Genomic DNA, 17,464 nt, shown 5'->3' with positions numbered 1-17,464 from the left:
GGCCCCCACCGGGAGGAACTGCCCGTGCCCGTCCCGATCATCATCGACTGCGACCCCGGACACGACGACGCCCTCGCGATCATGCTGGCGGCGGCCGATCCCGCGGTCGAGCTGCTCGCGATCACCACGGTCGCCGGGAACCAGACGGTGGAGAAGACCACCCTCAACGCCCGCCGGGTGTGCACCGTGGCCGGGATCACGGACGTGCCCATCGCCGCCGGGTGCGGACGTCCGCTGCTCCAGCCGCTGTCGGTCGCCGACGACGTGCACGGCGCGTCCGGCCTGGACGGCCCGCGGTTCCCGGCTCCCTCGGTCGACGTGGTGGCGGAGCACGCGGTGGAGCTGATCCACCGGATCCTCATGGAGCACCCGGAGCCGGTGACGCTGGTGCCCACCGCCCCGCTCACCAACATCGCCCTGCTGCTGACCCGCTACCCCGAGTGCGCCGCCCGGATCCGCGAGATCGTGCTGATGGGGGGTTCCACGGAGCGTGGCAACCGGACCCCCGCGGCCGAGTTCAACGTGTACACCGATCCGGAGGCCGCCGACATCGTCCTGCGCAGCGGCGTGCCGGTGACCCTGTGCGGGCTCAACGTCACCCACCAGGCCCTGGCCACCCCGGAGATCGTGGCGCGCTTCGAGGGTCTGGGCACGGAACTCGGCACCGTCTGCGCCGGGTTGCTGACCTTCTTCGCCTCCACGTACCACCGGCTGTGGGGCATGCCCCACCCGCCGCTGCACGACCCGGTCGCGGTGGCCCGGGTCATCGATCCCTCGATCGTGGACTGTGTGGACGCGCACGTCGCGGTGGAGCTGCGGGGCACCCACACGCGCGGCGCCACCGTCGTGGACCCGCACGGCTACCTGGGCCTGCCCGCGAACGCGCGCGTCGCGGTCTCCCTGGACCGCGAGGCCTTCTGGGACCGCATGGTCGGCGCGGTCGCCACCCTCGGCAGCGCCCGCGGACGCTAGCCCGCGACCGGGTACATGAGTCCGCGGCGCCCCTCCGGCGAGGTCAGCCACTCCAGCTTCTCGGCCGTGTCCGTGCCCGGCAGCGGGGTGTGCAGCACGATCGCCAGGTCGGGGCGCGCCGGGACGCGCAGCTGGGTCGACTCCACGTGCAGGGTGCCGACGACGGGGTGCTCCATCCGCTTGCGGAGCTGGCCGCCGGGCCGGATCTCCTGCCGGTCCCACAACTGCGTGAAGCGGGGGCTGAGTTCCCGCGCCTGCTCCAGGACGGCCCGGAAGCCCTCGTCCTCGGGGTGCTCGGAGCAGGCCGCCCGGAACTGGGCCACGACCTCGACGGCGATCTCCTCCCAGTGCGGGGAGCGGGCCATGTAGACGGGGTCGGTGAAGAAGGCGACCAGGCAGTTCTGCACGATCTCCGGCCGCATGCCCAGGACCAGCGCGGCCGCGTCGTTGTACATCACGGTGTTCCAGTAGGTGTCCATGATGTGTGCGGGGAAGGGCATCCAGGCGTCGATCAGCCGCTGCAGGCCCTGGCACATGTCCCGGTCGCCGGGGGCCACTTCGAGGGCGGGCGGGTTGAGCCCGGCGAGGACGTAGAGGTGCCGGCGTTCGGCGCTGGTCAGCTTGAGCACGCGGCTCACCGCGTCGAGGACCTGCCCGGACACCGTGATGTCGCGGCCCTGTTCCAGCCACTGGTACCAGGACGCCCCGACCCCGGCGAGGACGGCGACCTCCTCGCGGCGCAGCCCCGGGGTGCGGCGGCGGGCCCCGCCGTCCGGCAGGCCGGCCTCCGCCGGGGAGATCCTGGCACGCCGGCTCATCAGGAACTCGCGCAGTTCCGTACGGCGGTTCCGGTCGATCGGTATGGCCACGCTTTCCCCCTGTCCGGCTGCCTGGTGGTGGCGCCAACAGGATAAGTTCCCACTCTCCACGGTCGTTCCCGGGCCGCGAGGGTGGTTCCCATGACGACAGACACCCGGACCCCCGAGGTCACCGGGCCGCGCACGGCGGCCCCCGAGGACGCCCGGCTCTCCGGCCGGGCCCGGCTGGTCCTCTTCGTGCTCTGCGCCGCCCAGTTCATGGTGGCGCTCGACTTCTCCGTCCTCAACGTGGCCCTGCCGGCGCTGGGCAGGGACCTGGAGCTGAGCCCGTCCGCCCTCCAGTGGGCGGTCACCGCGTTCACCCTGCCGTCCGGCGGGTTCCTGCTCCTCTTCAGCCGGATCGGCGACCTGTACGGCCGCAAGAGGCTGTTCCTGGCCGGTCTCGCGCTCTTCGGCGCGGCCTCGCTGCTCGCCACCCTGGCCTGGAACCCGGCGGCCTTCCTGACCGGGCGGGCCCTCCAGGGCCTGGGCGCGGCCGCCGTCGTGCCGGCCGGCATGTCCCTGCTGACCACCACCTTCCCGGAGGGCCCGCAGCGCGACAGGGCGCTCGGCATCTCCGGCACGCTGCTGTCCCTGGGCTTCACCGTCGGCATGGTCCTCGGCGGGGTCATGACCGACACCCTCGGCTGGCGCTCGACGATGGCCCTGCTCGCGGTCGCCGCGCTGGTGGTGCTGGTCCTCGCCCCCGCCCTGCTGGCCGAGTCCCGCACCCCGGAGCGGCCGCGCCTGGACGTGCCGGGCGCCGTCACCGTCACCGCGGGGCTGCTCGCGCTGATCTACGCCCTGTCGACGGCGGCCGACCGCGGGTTCGGCGGGGCGGACGTCCGGGCCGGCCTCGTGGCCGGTCTGGTGCTGCTCGCCGCCTTCACGGTGGTGGAGTCGAAGTCCCCGGCCCCGCTGGTCTCCCTGCCGATGCTCAGGCGGCGCACCGTGGCCTGGGGCAACGCCGGCGGGCTGGTGACCTTCTCGATGATGTCGACGGTCGTGTTCGTGCTGACCCTCTATCTCCAGGAGACGCTGCGGCTGTCCTCCTTCCTGACAGGCCTGGTCTTCGGCGTCCAGGGCGTCGCCTCGGCCCTCGCCGGTCCGCTGGTCCCCCGGGTCGTCGGACGCTTCGGCGTCCGCCGCACCCTGGTGGGCTCCCTGGCCGGGCAGGGGCTGTTCACCGCGGCGCTGCTGGCCGTGGGTCCGGACTCGGGCGCGCTGGTGGCGACCGTCGCCGTGTCACTGGGCAGCATGTGCCACCTGGGCGCGATCATCTCGTACGGGCTGACCGCGACGAGCGGGGTGCCCGACGCGGAGCAGGGACTGGCCACCGGTCTGGTCACCACCACCCAGCAGGTCGGCCTCACCATCGGGATCCCGCTGCTGGGCGTCCTGGCCACGACGCGGGCGCCGCTCTTCGACGGGGTGCGCACCGTCCTGGCGGTGGACGCGGCCCTGGTGGTCGGCGCGGCCCTGCTGGTGGCCGTCGGCCTGGGGCGCCGCAGGGCCTGAGCCGTACGAGCGGGCCCGGTCCGGGGTTTCCGGTCCGGGCCCGCTCGGCTCCGCGCCCGCCCCGTCCGTGCGGGCGGGCGGGCGGTCCGGCTAGACGGTCGTGGACAGGAACGTGCCCGCCAGGCCCCGCGCCGCGGCCGGTTCGGGCGGGCGCCGGCGCGTCCCGCGGGGCTGGAACGCGGGCCGGACCGGGGTGGGGTGGGTACTGCCCGCGACGATCAGGGCCAGTAAGACCGCGGCGGCCTCGCTCTGCAGGATCCGGGCGGCCTGCCGCAGCCGCGCCGGGTCGGCGACGGGGATCGACAGGGCCACGCACTCGGCGTTCGGACCCGAGGTGATCGGTACGGCCGCGCAGACCGTGCCGACCGCGTACTCCTGGAAGTCGAGGAGGGGGGTGTTGGGCCGGCGGGTGTCGAGCTGGTGGAAGAGGGCCGCCTGGCTGGTGACGGTGTGGGAGGTGAAGCGGGACATCTCGTGCCGGGCGAGGTGGTCCTTGCGGTCGTCGTAGTCGAGCTGGGTCAGCAGGGCCTTTCCGACGGCGGAGGCGTGCGCGGCGGCGCGGAAGTCGACCCACTCGTGGACGGCGGGTGCGCTCGGCCCGTCGGCGTACTGGGTGATGGAGACCTCGCCGTCGGTGTAGCGGGCGACGTACACGGCCGCGCCGACCGCGTCCCGCACCCAGGCCAGGGTCTCGCGCAGGTGCCCCCCGCCCGTTCCGCCGGCCGCGTCGGCCAGCAGCAGGGCGTGGCCCGCGACGTAGGCGTCGGGTCCGGTGGGGGTGGCGAGGTCGGCGCGGACGAGCTGCTCCGTGGCCCGGGCGAGGACCAGCTGCGGCAGTTTCGTCTCGCGGGCGATCTGGCTGAGGCTGACGCCGCCCGAGTAGCGGTTGACGACCTCCAGGACGCGCAGCGCCTGGTGGACGCAGGCCAGTGCGGCGGGGGCCGGGCGCACTTCGGGGGTCTTGCGGGCGGCGTGGGTCAGCCGGGGCTGCCTGAGGGCCTCCAGGGCCCAGGCGTTCGCCTCGTCCGTCAGGTGCACGGGGTTGAGGCGGGCGTGCCGTGCGACGGCGACGGCGACCGGTGGGCTCGGTGTGACGATGTCGCCCAGCTCCGGGTGCTCCTTGCGGGGGCGCGCCGCGACGGCCTGGCGCAGCCGCGCCGGCAGCCGGTACGGGGGGCGCCCGGCCCGGCCGGGGCTGAAGGGGGTGAGGTCCCTGGTGCTGATCGGCGGGGAGGTCCAGATGACCGAGGCTCCCAGGGTCTCCTCCAGGTCCTCCGGGATCCGGGGCAGGGGCGGCAGGTGCTCCTCGGCGGGCAGGACGCGGGCCTGGTGCTTCCAGTGGCGGGCCGTACGCACCTCGGCGCGGGCCAGGTGGTGGAGGTAGAGGCACTGGGCGGCCGTGCGCGAGCCCGCGCCGGCGGCGTACTGGAACCAGAACTGCGCCGCCTCCTGCCGGTCCGTCAGGTGCAGCAGGCAGCCGAACAGCAGGGCCGAGTCCACGCCGTGGGGCCAGGACCGGACGTGCAGGGCGAGCTCCGCGAAGTCCCGGCTCTCGGCCAGGGACCAGGTCAGGTCGTCCAGGCAGCGCGCGGCCCGTACGTGGCAGGCGGCGTCCAGCACCAGGTCGTCCCAGGCGGCCGCCGCGGCCTCCTGCCCCCGGGCCGCGTCCGCCCCCGCGGGGGCGCCGAGCGCCGAGCGGGCGCGGTCGGCGGCGATGCGCCGGGCGACGCGGCGCCGGGCGGCCCCCTCGTCGTAGCCGGCGTACTCCTCGGCGAGCACCGCCGCGTCCTCCAGGGCCGCGTCCAGTTCGCGCAGCGGCATGTCACGGTCAGCGGGCATGTCGCTCACTGGTCCTTCTCCTCTCCGGGGATCCAGTCCACCCCGAGCTTGCGGGACAGGGTTCGGCGTGCGCCGCGGACGTGCGACCGGACGGTCGCGGGGGAGATCCCCATCATCCGGGCGACCGTGTCGGAGTCGTTGCCCAGCAGGAAGGCCAGCAGCACCACGTCGTACTGCCGCTCGGACAGTTCGGCGATCGCCGCGTACAGGCCGAGCTTCGACTCCAGCAGTTCGAGCCGCTCCCTGGAGGAGCGGCGCAGGGCCGAGAACCATGCCGTCTCCACCATGGCGACCTGGCGCCCGAGGGCCGCCAGCCGCCGTTCCACGTGTTCGCGCAGCACCGCCCAGGCGAAGCCGTGGAGGCTCGCCTCCTTGAGCGCCTGGCGCCACACCTTCAGCAGGAAGGTGAACACGTCGTCGACGACTTCCTCGGCGTCCTTGGCGTTGCCCAGTTGCAGGTGGGCGTAGCGCAGGTACGCGCGGTGCTGCTGGGAGTGGAACGCGGTGAATTCCACCGGGAGCACGCCCACCAGTTCGCTGGAGACCGTCTGGTCCCCCGATGGATCGAACTCGCCTTCACTCATGTGTTCCCCCACCGTTGCTCGTCGCCGCCCGTGCGGGCGGTGGGTGGCCGCGGGTGCCTGTGCACCCTGGTCGCATGGGTCGTGAGGCCCGCTCTCGGGTGGGAGCGGACCGCGGTGGCGTCTATCAGTACGAGGGCGGCGGTCCGTTCAGCGTTCACGTCGGCGTGGAACCTTCCCGGTGTCTGGTGAGTGGCGGCCGCCTGCCCCCGTGTCCGGCAGCCGTGGAGCGACAGGCTCCCCCCAACACCACCCCATCGGAAAAGGGGCCCGATCGTGCAGACCGACGTGGGAAATCTTCGGGAAGCGTCGCATCCGCCCCGGCGCGCGCCCCCCGTACAACCGCGCACGCCCCGCCTCCGGGTGGGGGCGGGGCGTGCGTCGGCGGTGGGGCGCGCGGCGGCTCAGTCCTGGGCGCGGCCGGTGACCGGCGCGTCGGTCCGGTCGCCGAGGAACTCGTACCAGCGGCGCTGCAGGCACAGGTAGCGGGTGTCGGCCTCGGCGAGGTCCAGGAAGGAGCCGACGGTCGACGCCAGCCGTTCGCCGAGGCCCCGGTCGGCGAGGGCGCCGTCCTCGGTGAACTCCTGGTGGGCCGCCGCGAGGCTGAACATGTCGGGGTAGACCCGTGCGCCGAGGTGTTCCAGCGGGACGCGCAGGGCCCACAGGCCCCGGTTGCCGCCCACCATCGACGGGGAGGCGGAGACCAGCAGGACCTGCTTGTCCTTGAAGGGCTGCGGCCGGACGCGCGAGACCCAGTCGATGGCGTTCTTGACCGGTCCGGGGACGGAGGCGTTGTACTCGGGCGAGGCGATGACGACGGCCTGCGCCGACTCGATCCGCTCGCGCAGCGCCAGGGCGCCCGGGGGCATGCCGTCGTCGGCCTCGACGTCCCCGTCGTACAGCGGCATCGGGAAGTCCCCGAGCAGCGCGGGCTCGGCGGTGGCCCCCGAGCGCACCACCAGGCCGGCGACGAGCGCCGCCAGACGGGCGTTGACCGAGCCGGTACGGGAGGACCCGGAGAGCACGAACACGTGCATCGAGGCACGGCCGGCGGGCTGCCCGTCGTGCGGACGGGCCGGATCCGTCGGGAAATGGGCCTGGTCGTTCGAGGTCACGGCTGTCTCCCTTGCCGGTGCGCGCCCCCGGCGCCGGAGGCGGAGGTTCCCAGCGGACTGTACGGGCGGGCGGACCGCGCCGGCCGGGTCCGCGCGCGCGTCCGTGCGCACGTCACCCGGCTGCCACGGGCGTCGCCCGGCGGTACGCGGCCGCCCGCTGCCGTGGCGGTGCCGCCGGCACGGTGCCCGGCCGGGGGAAGGGGGGCGGCCGATGCCCGCTCCCCCGGCCGGGGCCCGGCGGGAGCGGGCGGTTCAGCCGGCTACCACCAGATGACGACGTAGCCGGCGCCGCCCGGCTCTCCGGCCGTGCCAGGGGCGACGGGCGTGCCTCCCTCGCCCCCGTCACCGCCGTCCGCGGTGCCCGCGGGACGGCCGACGACGCCGTCGGGGGCGGTGCCTCCGACGGCCGCGGTGCCGTCGCCGCCGGGCAGGTTCACCCCGCCCGTGGAGCACGAGCCGTCGCCGCCGCTCCCCGGGGTGCCCTGGGCGCCGTCGGCGTCCGCCGTGCCGTTCCCGCCGGCGCCGCCCCCGGTCCCGCCGGTGGCGGCGAGGAGCACGGTGTTGGTGGCCGAGGCGACCAGGGTCGAGGTGCCGCCGGTTCCGCCGGTGGCACCCCGGGCGCCCGCCCCTCCCGCGCCGCCGACGTCCACGCCGTAGTCGGTGAGCGGGACGACCCTGAGGGTGCACCAGGTGAATCCGCCGGCGCCGCCGCCCCCGCCCCGGCCGCCCGTGTGGGAGGTGGAGGCCCCGCCGCCGCCCCCGCCCCCGCCGCCCGCGCCCCAGGCCTGGACGAACACGGAGGTGACGCCGGCCGGCGGGGTGAAGGTGTTGTCGGAGGTGAACTGCCGCAGTCCGTGCGCCACCGGGGCCGGCTTCTTCTTCTGCGGGTGCTCCCCCTTGTCCTGTTCCCGGCCCCGGTCGTCATCCCGGTCCCGGTCGCGGTCCGGGCCCGGGTCGCGGCCCCGGTCCTTGGCCGGGGGCCGCTGCTTCGCGGGGGGCTGCTGCTTCGCGGGCGTCCGCTGCTTGTCCGGGGTCCGCGGTCCGCCCGGGGCGGACGGCGCCGGGTTCTGGTCCGAGGGCTTGGGGCCGGCCGCGGTCGCGGCCGGAGCCGTCGCGACCAGGTGGCCGGTGAGGGCCGCCGCGGCGGCGAGGGAGGCGAGCAGGACCCGGGTGCGTGCCCGGGAGCGGCCGGTCTCCTTGTGCGCGTGGAGGTTCATGACTGCACATCCCACCGGCCCCGGCGGGGGCGGGTGGTCCGGCGGGGCCGGGGGTGTGGGCCGGGCAGGTGAGGAGTTCGCCGGGCCGGAGCAACTGCGCCGCGGGGGTACGGCCGGCTCCCGGGGGCCGTGGGGCGTCGGCTGCCCCGGCCCCGCTGCGGGCTCCGACGGCGCATGCGGCAGGATGACAGTCCGTTCGGAATATGTACGTCCGCTCGAACGAGCGCCCGCACAACGCGACCTGACAGGTGACATGGTGACGACACGACACATACGGCGGCCGGCCCTCGCGCGAGCGGAGGCCGTGCGGTGACCCGGGACCTCGTGCTGCACGACTGGGTGGTGGCCGCGATCGCGCTGGCCTCGGGGGGAGCGGCCGGACTGCTCCTGCGCGCCCTGCTGAAGTGGCTCGCCAAGCACGCGGAGCGGACCAAGTGGACCGGCGACGACATCATCGTCGACGCACTGCGGACCCTCGCCCCGTGGGCGGCCGTCATCGCGGGCGCGGCGGTGGCGGCGACGGCGCTGCCCCTCACGGCGCGGGTCGGGAACATCGTCAACCAGTCGCTGACCGCCCTGCTCATCATCTTCGCCACGTTCACGGCGGCCCGGGTCATCGCGGGGCTGGTCCAGTCCGTGGCGCAGTCCCGGACCGGGGTGGCCGCGTCCGCGACCATCTTCGTGAACATCACCCGGATCGTGGTCCTCACGATGGGCGTGCTGGTCGCGCTGGAGACCGTCGGGGTGTCCATCGCACCGCTGGTCACGGCCCTGGGCGTCGGCGGTCTGGCGGTCGCGCTGGCGCTCCAGGACACCCTGGCCAACCTCTTCGCGGGGGTGCACATCCTGGCCTCGAAGACGGTGCAGCCGGGTGACTACATCCGGCTCAGCAGCGGGGAGGAGGGCTACGTCGTCGACATCAACTGGCGCAACAGCGTGGTGCGCAACCTGTCGAACAACCTGGTCATCATCCCCAACGGGCGGCTGGCCCGGACGAACATGACCAACTTCACCCAGCCCGAGCAGAAGCTGTCGCTCCTGGTGCAGGCGGGGGTCGGGTACGAGAGCGACCTCGAGCACGTGGAGCGGGTGACGCTGGAGGTGGTGGACACCGTGATGGCCGACATCACGGGCGGTGTCCCCGACCACGAGGGCAAGGTCCGCTTCCACACCTTCGGGGACTCCCGGATCAACTTCACCGTGATCCTGGGCGTGGGCGAGTTCAGCGACCAGTACCGGATCAAGCACGAGTTCATCAAGCGCCTGCACCAGCGCTTCCGGGAGGAGGGCATCTCCATCCCGGCTCCCACGCGCACGGTCTCCTTCCGCCCGGAGGAGGACCCGCGCGCGGTCCTCTCCGCGCCGGTCCCGCACCAGCGCGACGGCTCGTCGTCGGCCCTCCTGACGGACCGCTAGCCGCCGGCCGCGGTGCCGATGGTCACGATGGGGTGAAGGCCCGGAAGAACCGGACGTCCGTTCCTATGCTGTTGCTCCTTTGACCGATTCCGGAGGATCGACGTGGTGGGGGTACGGATGTACGGCGCGGACAGGGGCGGGGCCATCGGGAACGGGCGCACGGGCGGGCGGTGGACGGGCCGGATACGGCTCGCGCTGGTCGCCGTGGTGGCGGCGGGGGTCGCCGTCGCGTGCGGGCCCGCCGAGGGAGCGGGCGGGCCGGCCGTGCCGCCGCCCCCGTCCTCGGCGGCGCCGACGACGGCCTCCCCGTCGCCGACGGCCTCCCCCACGCCGACGCCCACCCCGTCGGCGACCCCGTCGACGCCGCCGAGCCCCTCGGCCACCGCCGCCCCCGACGCGAAGGCCCCCTCCGGGGCCCCCGCCCCCACGCGGGCCGCCACCCGGCCCGCCCCGCAGCCGACGACGAGGGCGGCCGAGGAGCCGGCGAAGGCCTCCTGCGAGATCGTCTCCAACGCGGGCAACTGCTACAGCGCCGGCCAGTACTGCCGCAAGGCCGACGTCGGCCGCATCACCCACGCCGCGAACGGCCGCCTGATCTCCTGCCGCCAGGACGGCGGACAGCCCCGCTGGGGCTACTGAGCCCCGCGCGCCCGGGGCGGGCCGCCGGGACCGGGTGCCGGTTCGCCCGGGCGGCGTAATCTGGGGGAAAGGTGGCATACGGCGCGCTCCCGGCGCGCCGTACCGCGCCTCTCACCCTCTCGCACCCGGGCCAGGGAGGCGGCGCGTGACCGATCCGTTCGGCTTCCTCAGGATCCCCCGCAGGGCCGTGCCGCCGCGGCCCGTCGAGGAGCGGCTCGGGGACTGGCGCGAGGTGTACGCGGGGCAGGCGCTGCTCCCGCTCGTCCGCGAGCAGGCCGACCGCTGCATGGACTGCGGTGTCCCGTTCTGCCACACCGGCTGCCCGCTGGGGAACCTGATACCCGAGTGGAACGCCTACGCCGCCCGCTCCGACTGGCGCGCCGCGTACGAGCGGCTGCACGCGACGAACAACTTCCCCGAGTTCACCGGCCGGCTCTGCCCCGCGCCCTGCGAGGACGCCTGCGTCCTGGCGATCAACGCCGACCCGGTGACCATCAAGAACGTCGAGCAGACCATCGCGGACGAGGGGCGGCGGCGCGGCTGGATGGCCCCGCGCCCGCCCGAGCGGCGCGGCGGCAGGTCCGTGGGCGTGATCGGCTCCGGCCCCGCGGGGCTCGCCGCGGCCCAGCAGCTGACCCGGGCGGGGCACCGGGTCGTCGTCCACGAGCGGGCCGACCGGATCGGGGGCCTGCTCCGCTACGGCATCCCCGAGTTCAAGATGGAGAAGTCGCACCTCGACCGCCGGATCGAGCAGATGCGGGGCGAAGGCACCTCGTTCGTCACGGGCTCGGACGTCGGCGGCGCGGAACCGGCGGACGGGCTGCGCGGCCGCTATGACGCCCTGGTCGTGGCGGTCGGCGCCGGGGAGCGCCGGGAGCTGCCGGTCCCGGGGCGCTCGCTGGGCGGGATCCACCAGGCCATGGACTATCTGACCTGCGCCAACCGGGTGTGCGAGGGCGAGTTCCCAGTGTCGCCGGTGACGGCCGACGGCGTCCACGTGGTGGTCGTCGGCGGCGGCGACACGGGCTCGGACTGCCTGGGTACGGCCCTGCGGCAGGGCGCGTTGTCGGTGGTCCAGCTGGACATCAACCCCGAACCCGGGCCCGACCGCGCCGAGGGCGAGCCCTGGCCGGTCCACCCGAAGGTGTACCGGATCTCCCACGCGCACGAGGAGGCCCGGGGCCGCGCGGGCCGCGACCCCCGGCTGTTCTCCAGCGCCACCCTGTGTTTCGAGGGCGACGCCCGCGGCCGGGTGCGGGCGCTGCGGCTGACCGCCGTGGAGCCCGGGGAGCGGCGGCCCCTGGCGGGCAGCGAACAGGTGATCGAGGCCGGGCTGGTCCTGCTCGCACTGGGCTTCTCCGGCCCCGAGCGGGCCGGCGGCCTGCGCGAGCAGCTGGGGCTGGAGTACGACGGGCGCGGCAACTTCGCACGGGACGCGCACTTCGCCGCCGTCGGACGGGCGCCGGGCGTGTTCGTCGCCGGGGACGCGGGGCGGGGGCAGTCGCTCGTGGTGTGGGCGATCGCGGAGGGCCGCTCGGCGGCCTCGGCGGTGGACCGCTACCTGACCGGCTCCACCGTCCTGCCGGCCCCGGTGGCGGCGCACGACCGGCCCATGACGGCCCTGGGGCGCCTGCGCTACGGGCCCGACCCGGACGCTCCGCCGGAGGCGTAGGGGGCCACCGGGGGCCCGCACCGGCCCCGCCCGGGCGGGGCGGCTCAGCCGTCGGTCGGGAAGACCGTCGGAGGGGTCGGGGAGGGGTGCGGCTTGGAGCGGGCGCCGTCGCAGAGGAGGGTGATCACGATGTGCGCGGTGGGCTCCCCCGCCGCGGCGGTGCCGGTGAGCTCGGTGGTCGCCGTCCAGTCCGCCTTGCGGAGGCTGAGCATGCCGTCCGGGTGCCGTTGCGCCTCCTGCCATCCGTGTCCGCTGCGGGCCCGGGCGAAGCCGGCCCGCAGCGCCGCGTCGGCGCCCGCGGCGGGGTACTCCGCCGCCAGCACCTCGTGGCACTCGATCGGGCTCGTGTCCCGGGGTGCCCGGCGCACCGCGACCCCCTCCTCGGCCATGGCCGCCGTCAGGTCGGCCACCGCCTGCTCCGCGCCCAGCGGCGGGCCCGAGTAGCGCTCCGGCAGCGGGCCCAGGTCCTGGAAGGGGGCCCCGCAGGCCGTCGCCGTCGCCATGGCCAGCACCACCAGGGTCCGACGCCCCGCCCCCACCCGCATGTTCCCTCCCGCCTCTCGCATCCCGCGTCCACGCACCGGCAGTCTCGCACCCCTGGCGGAGCGGTCCCGCGAGGGGGTGCCGGCTCCCGGGCGGGAACATGCGGGTGGGGGCGCAGGACACGCGGCGTCCGCAGCGGCCCGTGCGGCGCCCGCGGCGTGTACAACCGGTGCATGACAGCGGTGAGCGAGCAGAGGGCCGTGGACGTCGGCCCGTCGGGCATCGAGGTCGCCTACGAGCGCTTCGGCGACCCGCAGGCGCCCCCCGTGCTGCTGGTGATGGGCCTCGCCCTCCAGATGCACGGCTGGCCCGACGGGTTCTGCGCCGAGCTGACCGGGCGCGGACTGCAGGTGATCCGGTTCGACAACCGGGACTGCGGCCTGTCCTCGCACTTCCACGACGCGCCGCTGCCCGACGTGCCGGCGGCCCGGCGCGGCGACCTGTCGTCGGCCTCCTACGACCTGTCCGACATGGCGGCCGACACGGTGGGCCTGCTGGACGCGCTGGGCCTGGCGGGCGCCCACGTCGTCGGCCTGTCGCTGGGCGGGGCGATCGGGCAGACGATGGCGATCGAACACCCCGGCCGGGTCCGGTCGCTGACCTCCCTGATGTCCACGACCGGCGCCCCCGGCGTCGGGCGGCCGGACCCCCGGGTGCTGGGGGTGCTGGCGGGGCCGCCGCCGGCGAACCGCGAGGAGGCCATCGAGCGGACGGTCCGGGCGGTACGGGTCATGGGCTCGCCCGCGTTCGCCTGCGACGAGGCCGCGCTGCGCGAGCGCGCCGCCCGCGCCTTCGACCGCGACTACGACCCCCTCGGCGTCGGCCGCCAGGCCGTCGCCTCGATCGCCTCCGGCGACCGGACGGCCCGGCTGGGCACGGTACGGGTGCCCGCGCTGGTGATCCACGGCGCCGCGGACCCGGTGTGCGACGTCAGCGGCGGGCGGGCCACGGCCGCGGCCGTCCCGGGCGCCGAACTCGCCGTCTTCGAGGGCATGGGGCACGACCTCCCCAGGGAGCTGTGGCCGCGGATCGCCTCGCTGATCGCCGCCTTGGTGGCGCGCGCCGAGCGGGCCCCCGTCAGCGGCTGACCGCCGCCCGTCCGGGGTGGGCGCCGGCATGGTCGGTGTGGACCGTCGCGGCGGTCATCCGGGGGATCGCGCGGATCAGGGCCCCCTCGGCAGCCACCGCCAGCCCGTGCGCCTGGACGACCGTCAGGTGCGGGCCGACCACGATGTCGGCCTCGGCGCGCAGGGCGTGGCCGATCCAGCGCATGCGCAGCTGGCCGACGTCCAGGACCCCCTCCACCCCGCGCAGCGCGCGTTCGGCGGTGTCGACGAGGACGGGGTCCACGGAGTCCATCAGGCGGCGGCAGACCTCGCGGGCGGCGCTCCCGAGGACCAGCAGGACGGGGAGGGTGATCAGCAGGCCGACGACGGGGTCGGCGGCGGGCCGGCCGAGCGCGGAGCCGGCCGCGCCCAACAGGACGGCCAGGGAGGTGAACCCGTCGGTGCGGGCGTGCAGGCCGTCGGCGACCAGGGCGGCGGAGCCGATCCTGCGGCCGGTGCGGATGCGGTGGCGGGCCACCCACTCGTTGCCGGCGAACCCGGTCACCGCCGCCGCGGCGACGGCCCACAGGTGGGTGACCTCGCGGGGCTCCAGGAGCCGCTCGACCGCCGCCAGGGCGGCGAGGGCCGCGGACACGGCGATGACCGCCACGACGCACACGCCCGCGAGGTCCTCGGCGCGCCCGTAGCCGTAGGTGTAGCGGCGGTTCGCGGCCCGGCGGCCGAGGAGGAAGGCGATGCCCAGCGGTACGGCGGTCAGGGCGTCGGCGGCGTTGTGGACGGTGTCGCCGAGCAGGGCCACGGAACCGGACAGGGCGGCGATCAGCGCCTGGACGGCCGCGGTCGCGCCCAGGACGGCGAGGGAGCTCCACAGGGTGCGCATGCCCTCGCGGGAGGCCTCCATCGCCGCGTCGACCTTGTCGGCGGCCTCGTGGCGGTGGGGGGTGAGCAGGTGCCCGAGGCGGTGGCGCAGCCGGGCCGCCGGACCGCCGGCGGGCCGGCCGTGACCGTGGTGGCCGCCACCGGTGCCGTGGTGGCCGCCACCGGTGCCGTGGTGGCCGTGACCGGTGCCGTGGTGGCCGGGCGGGTGGCCTTCCAGCGGACGGCCGTACGGGTGGCGGTCGCGGGTATGGCCGTGGGGGCGGTCGTCGGGGTGGTCGTCGGGGTGGCCGTGCCCTCGATTGCCGTCGTGCGGGTGGTGGTCGTCGTGGGGGTGGGTGCCGTCGGTGCTCCGGTTGCCCTCCATGCGTCCACCGTGGCACAGGGAACCCCTTGCGGCTACGGCCGTCTTACGTGCCGTGACCAGGTGCGAAGGGCTCGCAGGTGCGTGCGGGGAGCCGCCGGTGCCGTTCCCCCGTCCGGGTCTGCCCTGAACTCGACTTGACGGCGGGCGACCGCGCCGGAAACCCCCCGGACGGCGGACCCGCGCGGTCACCATGGCGGTGCGGTACCCCCTGAGACGACAGGAGCGCGCCCGTGACCGGCCCCGGCGATTTCCCCTCCCCCCTGTCCCCCGACCACCCGCCCGCCGCGTCCGCGCCGGCGGTGCTGCGCGACGTGATGTTCGGCCACGTCCACTCCGCGGCCCTGCGGGCCGTGGCCGTCCACCGGATCGCCGACCACCTCGCGGACGGCCCCCGCACACCCGTCGAACTCGCCGGCCTCACCGGCACCGACGCCGCCGCGCTGCGCCGCGTCCTGCGGCTGCTCGCGGTCCGGGGCCTGTTCCACGAGGACGCGCGGGGCGGCTTCCGGCTGGAGCCCGCCGGACAGCCGCTGCGGACGGACGCGGCGCACTCGCAGCACGCCGGGGTGCTGATGATCACCGATCCGATGATCGCGGGGTCCGCCGCCGAACTTCCGCGGGCCCTGCGCGAGGGCCGGTCCCCCTTCGAGCTGGCGTACGGAGGCCCCTTCTTCGAGCACCTGCACAAGTCCCCCGGGGACCGCGCCGTCTTCGACGCCGGGATGGCGGCGTTCTCCGGGCAGGAGGACGAACTGGTCGCCCGCGGCTACGCGTTCCCCGACGGGGCGCGGGTGGTCGACGTGGGCGGCGGCCGGGGCGGGCTGCTGCGGGCCGTGCTGCGCCGGGGGCCCGCGCTGGAGGGCGTGCTCTTCGACCGGCCCGACACCGTGGCGGAGCACCTGCTGGACGAGCCCGCGCTGGCCGGCCGGTGGCGCACCGAGGGCGGGGACTTCTTCGAGGCCGTGCCGCCCGGCGGGGACTTCTACCTGCTCAAGCACATCCTGCACGACTGGGACGACGAGGCCGCGCTGCGCGTCCTCGGTACGGTCCGGCGCGCGGCGGCCCCGGGGGCCCGGCTGCTGGTCGTGGACGCCGTGCTGCCCGGGGGCGGTGTTCCGCACCCGGCCGTGGAGCTGGACATCGTGATGCTGATGGTCGTCGAGGGGCGCGAGCGGACCGCCGCGGAGTTCGAGGAGCTGCTGGCGCGCGCGGGGTTCCGGCTGCACCGGATCCTGCCGACGCCCGCGCTGCCGTCGGTCCTGGAGGCGGTCGCGGTGTGACCGGCCCGCGCCCGGCCGGGGTCACAGGAGGGCGGTGGCGAGGGCGGCGAGCAGCGCGGCCGCCACGCTGAGCACGAACACGGCGGCCAGCCCGGCCAGCGCCGCGAGCAGGTGCGGCTCCGCGTGCGCGGCCCTCCCCCGGCGGGCGCAGGCGAGCAGCCAGGAGGCGAGGGCGAGGAAGGGGACGAGGAGGAAACCGGTGACGGCGCTGACGTGCCCGACCGCGGATCCGGACCGTTCGTACGCCGTGCCCCGGGCGATCCGTACCGGCACGGCGCTGCCCGGGCCGTACCGCGCGGCGGCGCCGTCCAGGACGACCTCGCGCGGCGGCCCGCCGGTCCGGCGCGGGGTGTAGAGGCCCCTGCACTCGGTTCCGCCCGGGTAGCCCTCCGCGTCGGAGGCGTCGTGGCACTCGGACACCGCCAGGGTGCCGTCCACGGGCCGCAGGCCCAGGACGGCCACCAGCTGGGGTCCGGGCAGGAGCCAGACCAGCCACCCGGCGAGGGCCAGGACCGCGGCGGATCCGAGGAGGGCCAGGGCCCGGACCGCGTTCCTTGCGCCAGCTTCCACGACTCCCCCTCCCGGGGGTGAGCCATACCCCCCGCGGCGGTCCCTCTCACGTCGGCCTTCCGGCGGGCCGGGCGGAGGCATCCGGACCGCCCGGTGTCCGCCATATGCCGTAAGGGGGAATGAACTGCCCCGTCCGGCTCCTAGGATGGGGCCGCCGCGGCCCGGAGCGGGGCGGCAGGGGCCCATATGCAGGGAGTTGAGCATGAAGCGGTTGCGTGTGCTGGTCGTCGCCGGGGTGCTGGCGCTGGGGCCGGCGGGGGCGGGCACCGCCCAGGCGAGCCCGGCGCCGTCCGCGGCTGCGGCCGCGGCCTGCCCGGACGGGGAGGTCTTCGCCACCGACAACACCGCCGTCATCACGGATCCGGCCGACCCCCGGCTGAAGACGCGGCTGACCCGCTTCGACCGCGAGGTCCGCGGGATCGTGCACGCCAACGGAGCCCTGACGGCGCGTTCGACCCTGCTGGACGGGGTGTTCTGGTCCGAGGAGCAGAAGCAGACGACCTACGAGCGCTCGCGCGAGTTCGACGTGAACGGGGTGGACCGGGAGGGGCTGCACCACATCGCCGGCGTCATCGCCAAGCAGTACCGCCAGGAGTCGGTCCTGACCTTCCGCTGCCTGCCGCGCACCTCCCCGGAGACCGACGCGGTAGAGGTCCGGGCCGCCGGCGTCAGCCCCACCCGTCTGCGCGAGGCGCTGGCCGCCGACCCCGAGGCCCGCGAGCGGCTCGGCGGCGGCTCCGTCACCCTCGGGGGCCGGCTGATCCTGATCGCACCGGTCGCCGACCTGCCGCTCGCGCAGCGGTTCGCGGCGGGGCTCGGGGTGGACTGGAGCAAGGCCGAAGTCCGTTACGGGGACGAGGAGTTCGTCGCCTAGTCCGGTAGGCCGCAGGAGGACGGGGTGGTGCCAGCACCACCCCGGATACGGGCAGTAGGAG

General features: G+C 75.7%; 15 protein-coding genes and 1 pseudogene. 8 read left to right on the top strand and 8 right to left on the bottom strand.

Annotated features, from left to right (window positions below):
• Positions 1 to 24 precede the first annotated feature (24 nt).
• Entirely contained in the window at positions 25 to 972 is a 948-nt protein-coding gene (locus tag ACIRBY_RS02430; RefSeq protein ID WP_403894854.1) for a nucleoside hydrolase, read from the top strand.
• Here the strand turns inward: ACIRBY_RS02430 and ACIRBY_RS02425 are convergent.
• Entirely contained in the window at positions 969 to 1,790 is an 822-nt protein-coding gene (locus ACIRBY_RS02425) for a helix-turn-helix transcriptional regulator (protein ID WP_403895263.1), read from the bottom strand. The genes ACIRBY_RS02430 and ACIRBY_RS02425 overlap by 4 nt on opposite strands.
• 141 nt (positions 1,791 to 1,931) lie before the next feature.
• On the opposite strand from ACIRBY_RS02425, the gene ACIRBY_RS02420 reads away from it, so the two are divergent.
• The gene (locus ACIRBY_RS02420) at positions 1,932 to 3,347 is read left to right on the top strand and encodes an MFS transporter (protein ID WP_403894851.1); all 1,416 of its coding nucleotides are present in this window, start codon (positions 1,932 to 1,934) and stop codon (positions 3,345 to 3,347) included.
• 213 nt (positions 3,348 to 3,560) lie between these two features.
• Here ACIRBY_RS02420 and ACIRBY_RS02415 read toward each other — a convergent pair.
• The 4 genes and pseudogenes from ACIRBY_RS02415 to ACIRBY_RS02400 form a co-directional block, all read right to left on the bottom strand.
• A pseudogene (locus tag ACIRBY_RS02415) lies at positions 3,561 to 4,298 on the bottom strand (IclR family transcriptional regulator); the annotation flags it as partial.
• Between the two features lie 893 nt (positions 4,299 to 5,191).
• Entirely contained in the window at positions 5,192 to 5,770 is a 579-nt protein-coding gene (locus tag ACIRBY_RS02410) for an RNA polymerase sigma factor (RefSeq protein ID WP_403894849.1), read from the bottom strand.
• 401 nt (positions 5,771 to 6,171) lie between these two features.
• Entirely contained in the window at positions 6,172 to 6,804 is a 633-nt protein-coding gene (locus tag ACIRBY_RS02405; RefSeq protein WP_403895260.1) for an NADPH-dependent FMN reductase, read from the bottom strand.
• A 338-nt stretch (positions 6,805 to 7,142) separates the two neighbouring features.
• A complete protein-coding gene (locus ACIRBY_RS02400) occupies positions 7,143 to 8,099 on the bottom strand; it encodes a hypothetical protein (protein ID WP_403894847.1) in 957 nt (318 codons plus the stop codon).
• A 309-nt stretch (positions 8,100 to 8,408) separates the two neighbouring features.
• On the opposite strand from ACIRBY_RS02400, the gene ACIRBY_RS02395 reads away from it, so the two are divergent.
• The 3 genes from ACIRBY_RS02395 to ACIRBY_RS02385 all read left to right on the top strand — a co-directional run bounded on the left by ACIRBY_RS02395 (position 8,409) and on the right by ACIRBY_RS02385 (position 11,826).
• On the top strand, positions 8,409 to 9,515 hold the full coding sequence (locus ACIRBY_RS02395) for a mechanosensitive ion channel family protein (protein WP_403894844.1): 1,107 nt from the start codon (positions 8,409 to 8,411) through the stop codon (positions 9,513 to 9,515).
• A gap of 105 nt (positions 9,516 to 9,620) precedes the next feature.
• Complete coding sequence (locus tag ACIRBY_RS02390) at positions 9,621 to 10,154, top strand: hypothetical protein (protein ID WP_403894841.1); 534 nt, start codon at positions 9,621 to 9,623, stop codon at positions 10,152 to 10,154.
• A 145-nt stretch (positions 10,155 to 10,299) separates the two neighbouring features.
• Positions 10,300 to 11,826: a glutamate synthase subunit beta gene (locus ACIRBY_RS02385; protein ID WP_403894838.1), complete on the top strand. Its 1,527-nt coding sequence runs from the start codon at positions 10,300 to 10,302 to the stop codon at positions 11,824 to 11,826.
• 44 nt (positions 11,827 to 11,870) lie between these two features.
• Here the strand turns inward: ACIRBY_RS02385 and ACIRBY_RS02380 are convergent, their stop codons facing one another.
• Positions 11,871 to 12,365, bottom strand: coding sequence for a hypothetical protein (locus tag ACIRBY_RS02380; RefSeq protein ID WP_403894835.1), 495 nt, complete (start codon positions 12,363 to 12,365; stop codon positions 11,871 to 11,873).
• Between the two features lie 177 nt (positions 12,366 to 12,542).
• On the opposite strand from ACIRBY_RS02380, the gene ACIRBY_RS02375 reads away from it, so the two are divergent.
• Positions 12,543 to 13,457: an alpha/beta fold hydrolase gene (locus ACIRBY_RS02375; protein ID WP_403894833.1), complete on the top strand. Its 915-nt coding sequence runs from the start codon at positions 12,543 to 12,545 to the stop codon at positions 13,455 to 13,457.
• Here the strand turns inward: ACIRBY_RS02375 and ACIRBY_RS02370 are convergent.
• Entirely contained in the window at positions 13,447 to 14,679 is a 1,233-nt protein-coding gene (locus tag ACIRBY_RS02370) for a cation diffusion facilitator family transporter (protein WP_403894830.1), read from the bottom strand. The two genes, ACIRBY_RS02375 and ACIRBY_RS02370, sit on opposite strands and share 11 nt — an antisense overlap.
• Positions 14,680 to 14,909: 230 nt before the next feature.
• Between ACIRBY_RS02370 and ACIRBY_RS02365 the strand changes: the two genes are divergently transcribed.
• On the top strand, positions 14,910 to 15,959 hold the full coding sequence (locus ACIRBY_RS02365; protein ID WP_403894827.1) for a methyltransferase: 1,050 nt from the start codon (positions 14,910 to 14,912) through the stop codon (positions 15,957 to 15,959).
• 21 nt (positions 15,960 to 15,980) lie between these two features.
• Here ACIRBY_RS02365 and ACIRBY_RS02360 read toward each other — a convergent pair whose 3' ends face one another.
• The gene (locus ACIRBY_RS02360) at positions 15,981 to 16,529 is read right to left on the bottom strand and encodes a hypothetical protein (protein WP_403894825.1); all 549 of its coding nucleotides are present in this window, start codon (positions 16,527 to 16,529) and stop codon (positions 15,981 to 15,983) included.
• Positions 16,530 to 16,731: 202 nt separating this feature from the next.
• On the opposite strand from ACIRBY_RS02360, the gene ACIRBY_RS02355 reads away from it, so the two are divergent.
• Positions 16,732 to 17,403: a hypothetical protein gene (locus ACIRBY_RS02355; RefSeq protein ID WP_403894820.1), complete on the top strand. Its 672-nt coding sequence runs from the start codon at positions 16,732 to 16,734 to the stop codon at positions 17,401 to 17,403.
• Positions 17,404 to 17,464: the final 61 nt, after the last annotated feature.

The organism is Streptomyces sp. NPDC096136 (assembly GCF_044763325.1).
Classification (GTDB): Bacteria; Actinomycetota; Actinomycetes; order Streptomycetales; family Streptomycetaceae; genus Streptomyces.
The sequence above is the reverse complement of the archived record's forward strand: the minus strand, read 5'-3'. Positions and strand labels throughout refer to the sequence as shown.

Coding starts and splice junctions, on each gene's coding strand:
- ACIRBY_RS02405 (WP_403895260.1), bottom strand. CDS start 6,804: ATGCACGTGTTCGTGCTCTCCGGGTCCTCCCGTACCGGCTCGGTCAAC.
- ACIRBY_RS02420 (WP_403894851.1), top strand. CDS start 1,932: ATGACGACAGACACCCGGACCCCCGAGGTCACCGGGCCGCGCACGGCG.
- ACIRBY_RS02400 (WP_403894847.1), bottom strand. CDS start 8,099: ATGAACCTCCACGCGCACAAGGAGACCGGCCGCTCCCGGGCACGCACC.
- ACIRBY_RS02425 (WP_403895263.1), bottom strand. CDS start 1,790: ATGAGCCGGCGTGCCAGGATCTCCCCGGCGGAGGCCGGCCTGCCGGAC.
- ACIRBY_RS02410 (WP_403894849.1), bottom strand. CDS start 5,770: ATGAGTGAAGGCGAGTTCGATCCATCGGGGGACCAGACGGTCTCCAGC.
- ACIRBY_RS02370 (WP_403894830.1), bottom strand. CDS start 14,679: ATGGAGGGCAACCGGAGCACCGACGGCACCCACCCCCACGACGACCAC.
- ACIRBY_RS02355 (WP_403894820.1), top strand. CDS start 16,732: ATGAAGCGGTTGCGTGTGCTGGTCGTCGCCGGGGTGCTGGCGCTGGGG.
- ACIRBY_RS02375 (WP_403894833.1), top strand. CDS start 12,543: ATGACAGCGGTGAGCGAGCAGAGGGCCGTGGACGTCGGCCCGTCGGGC.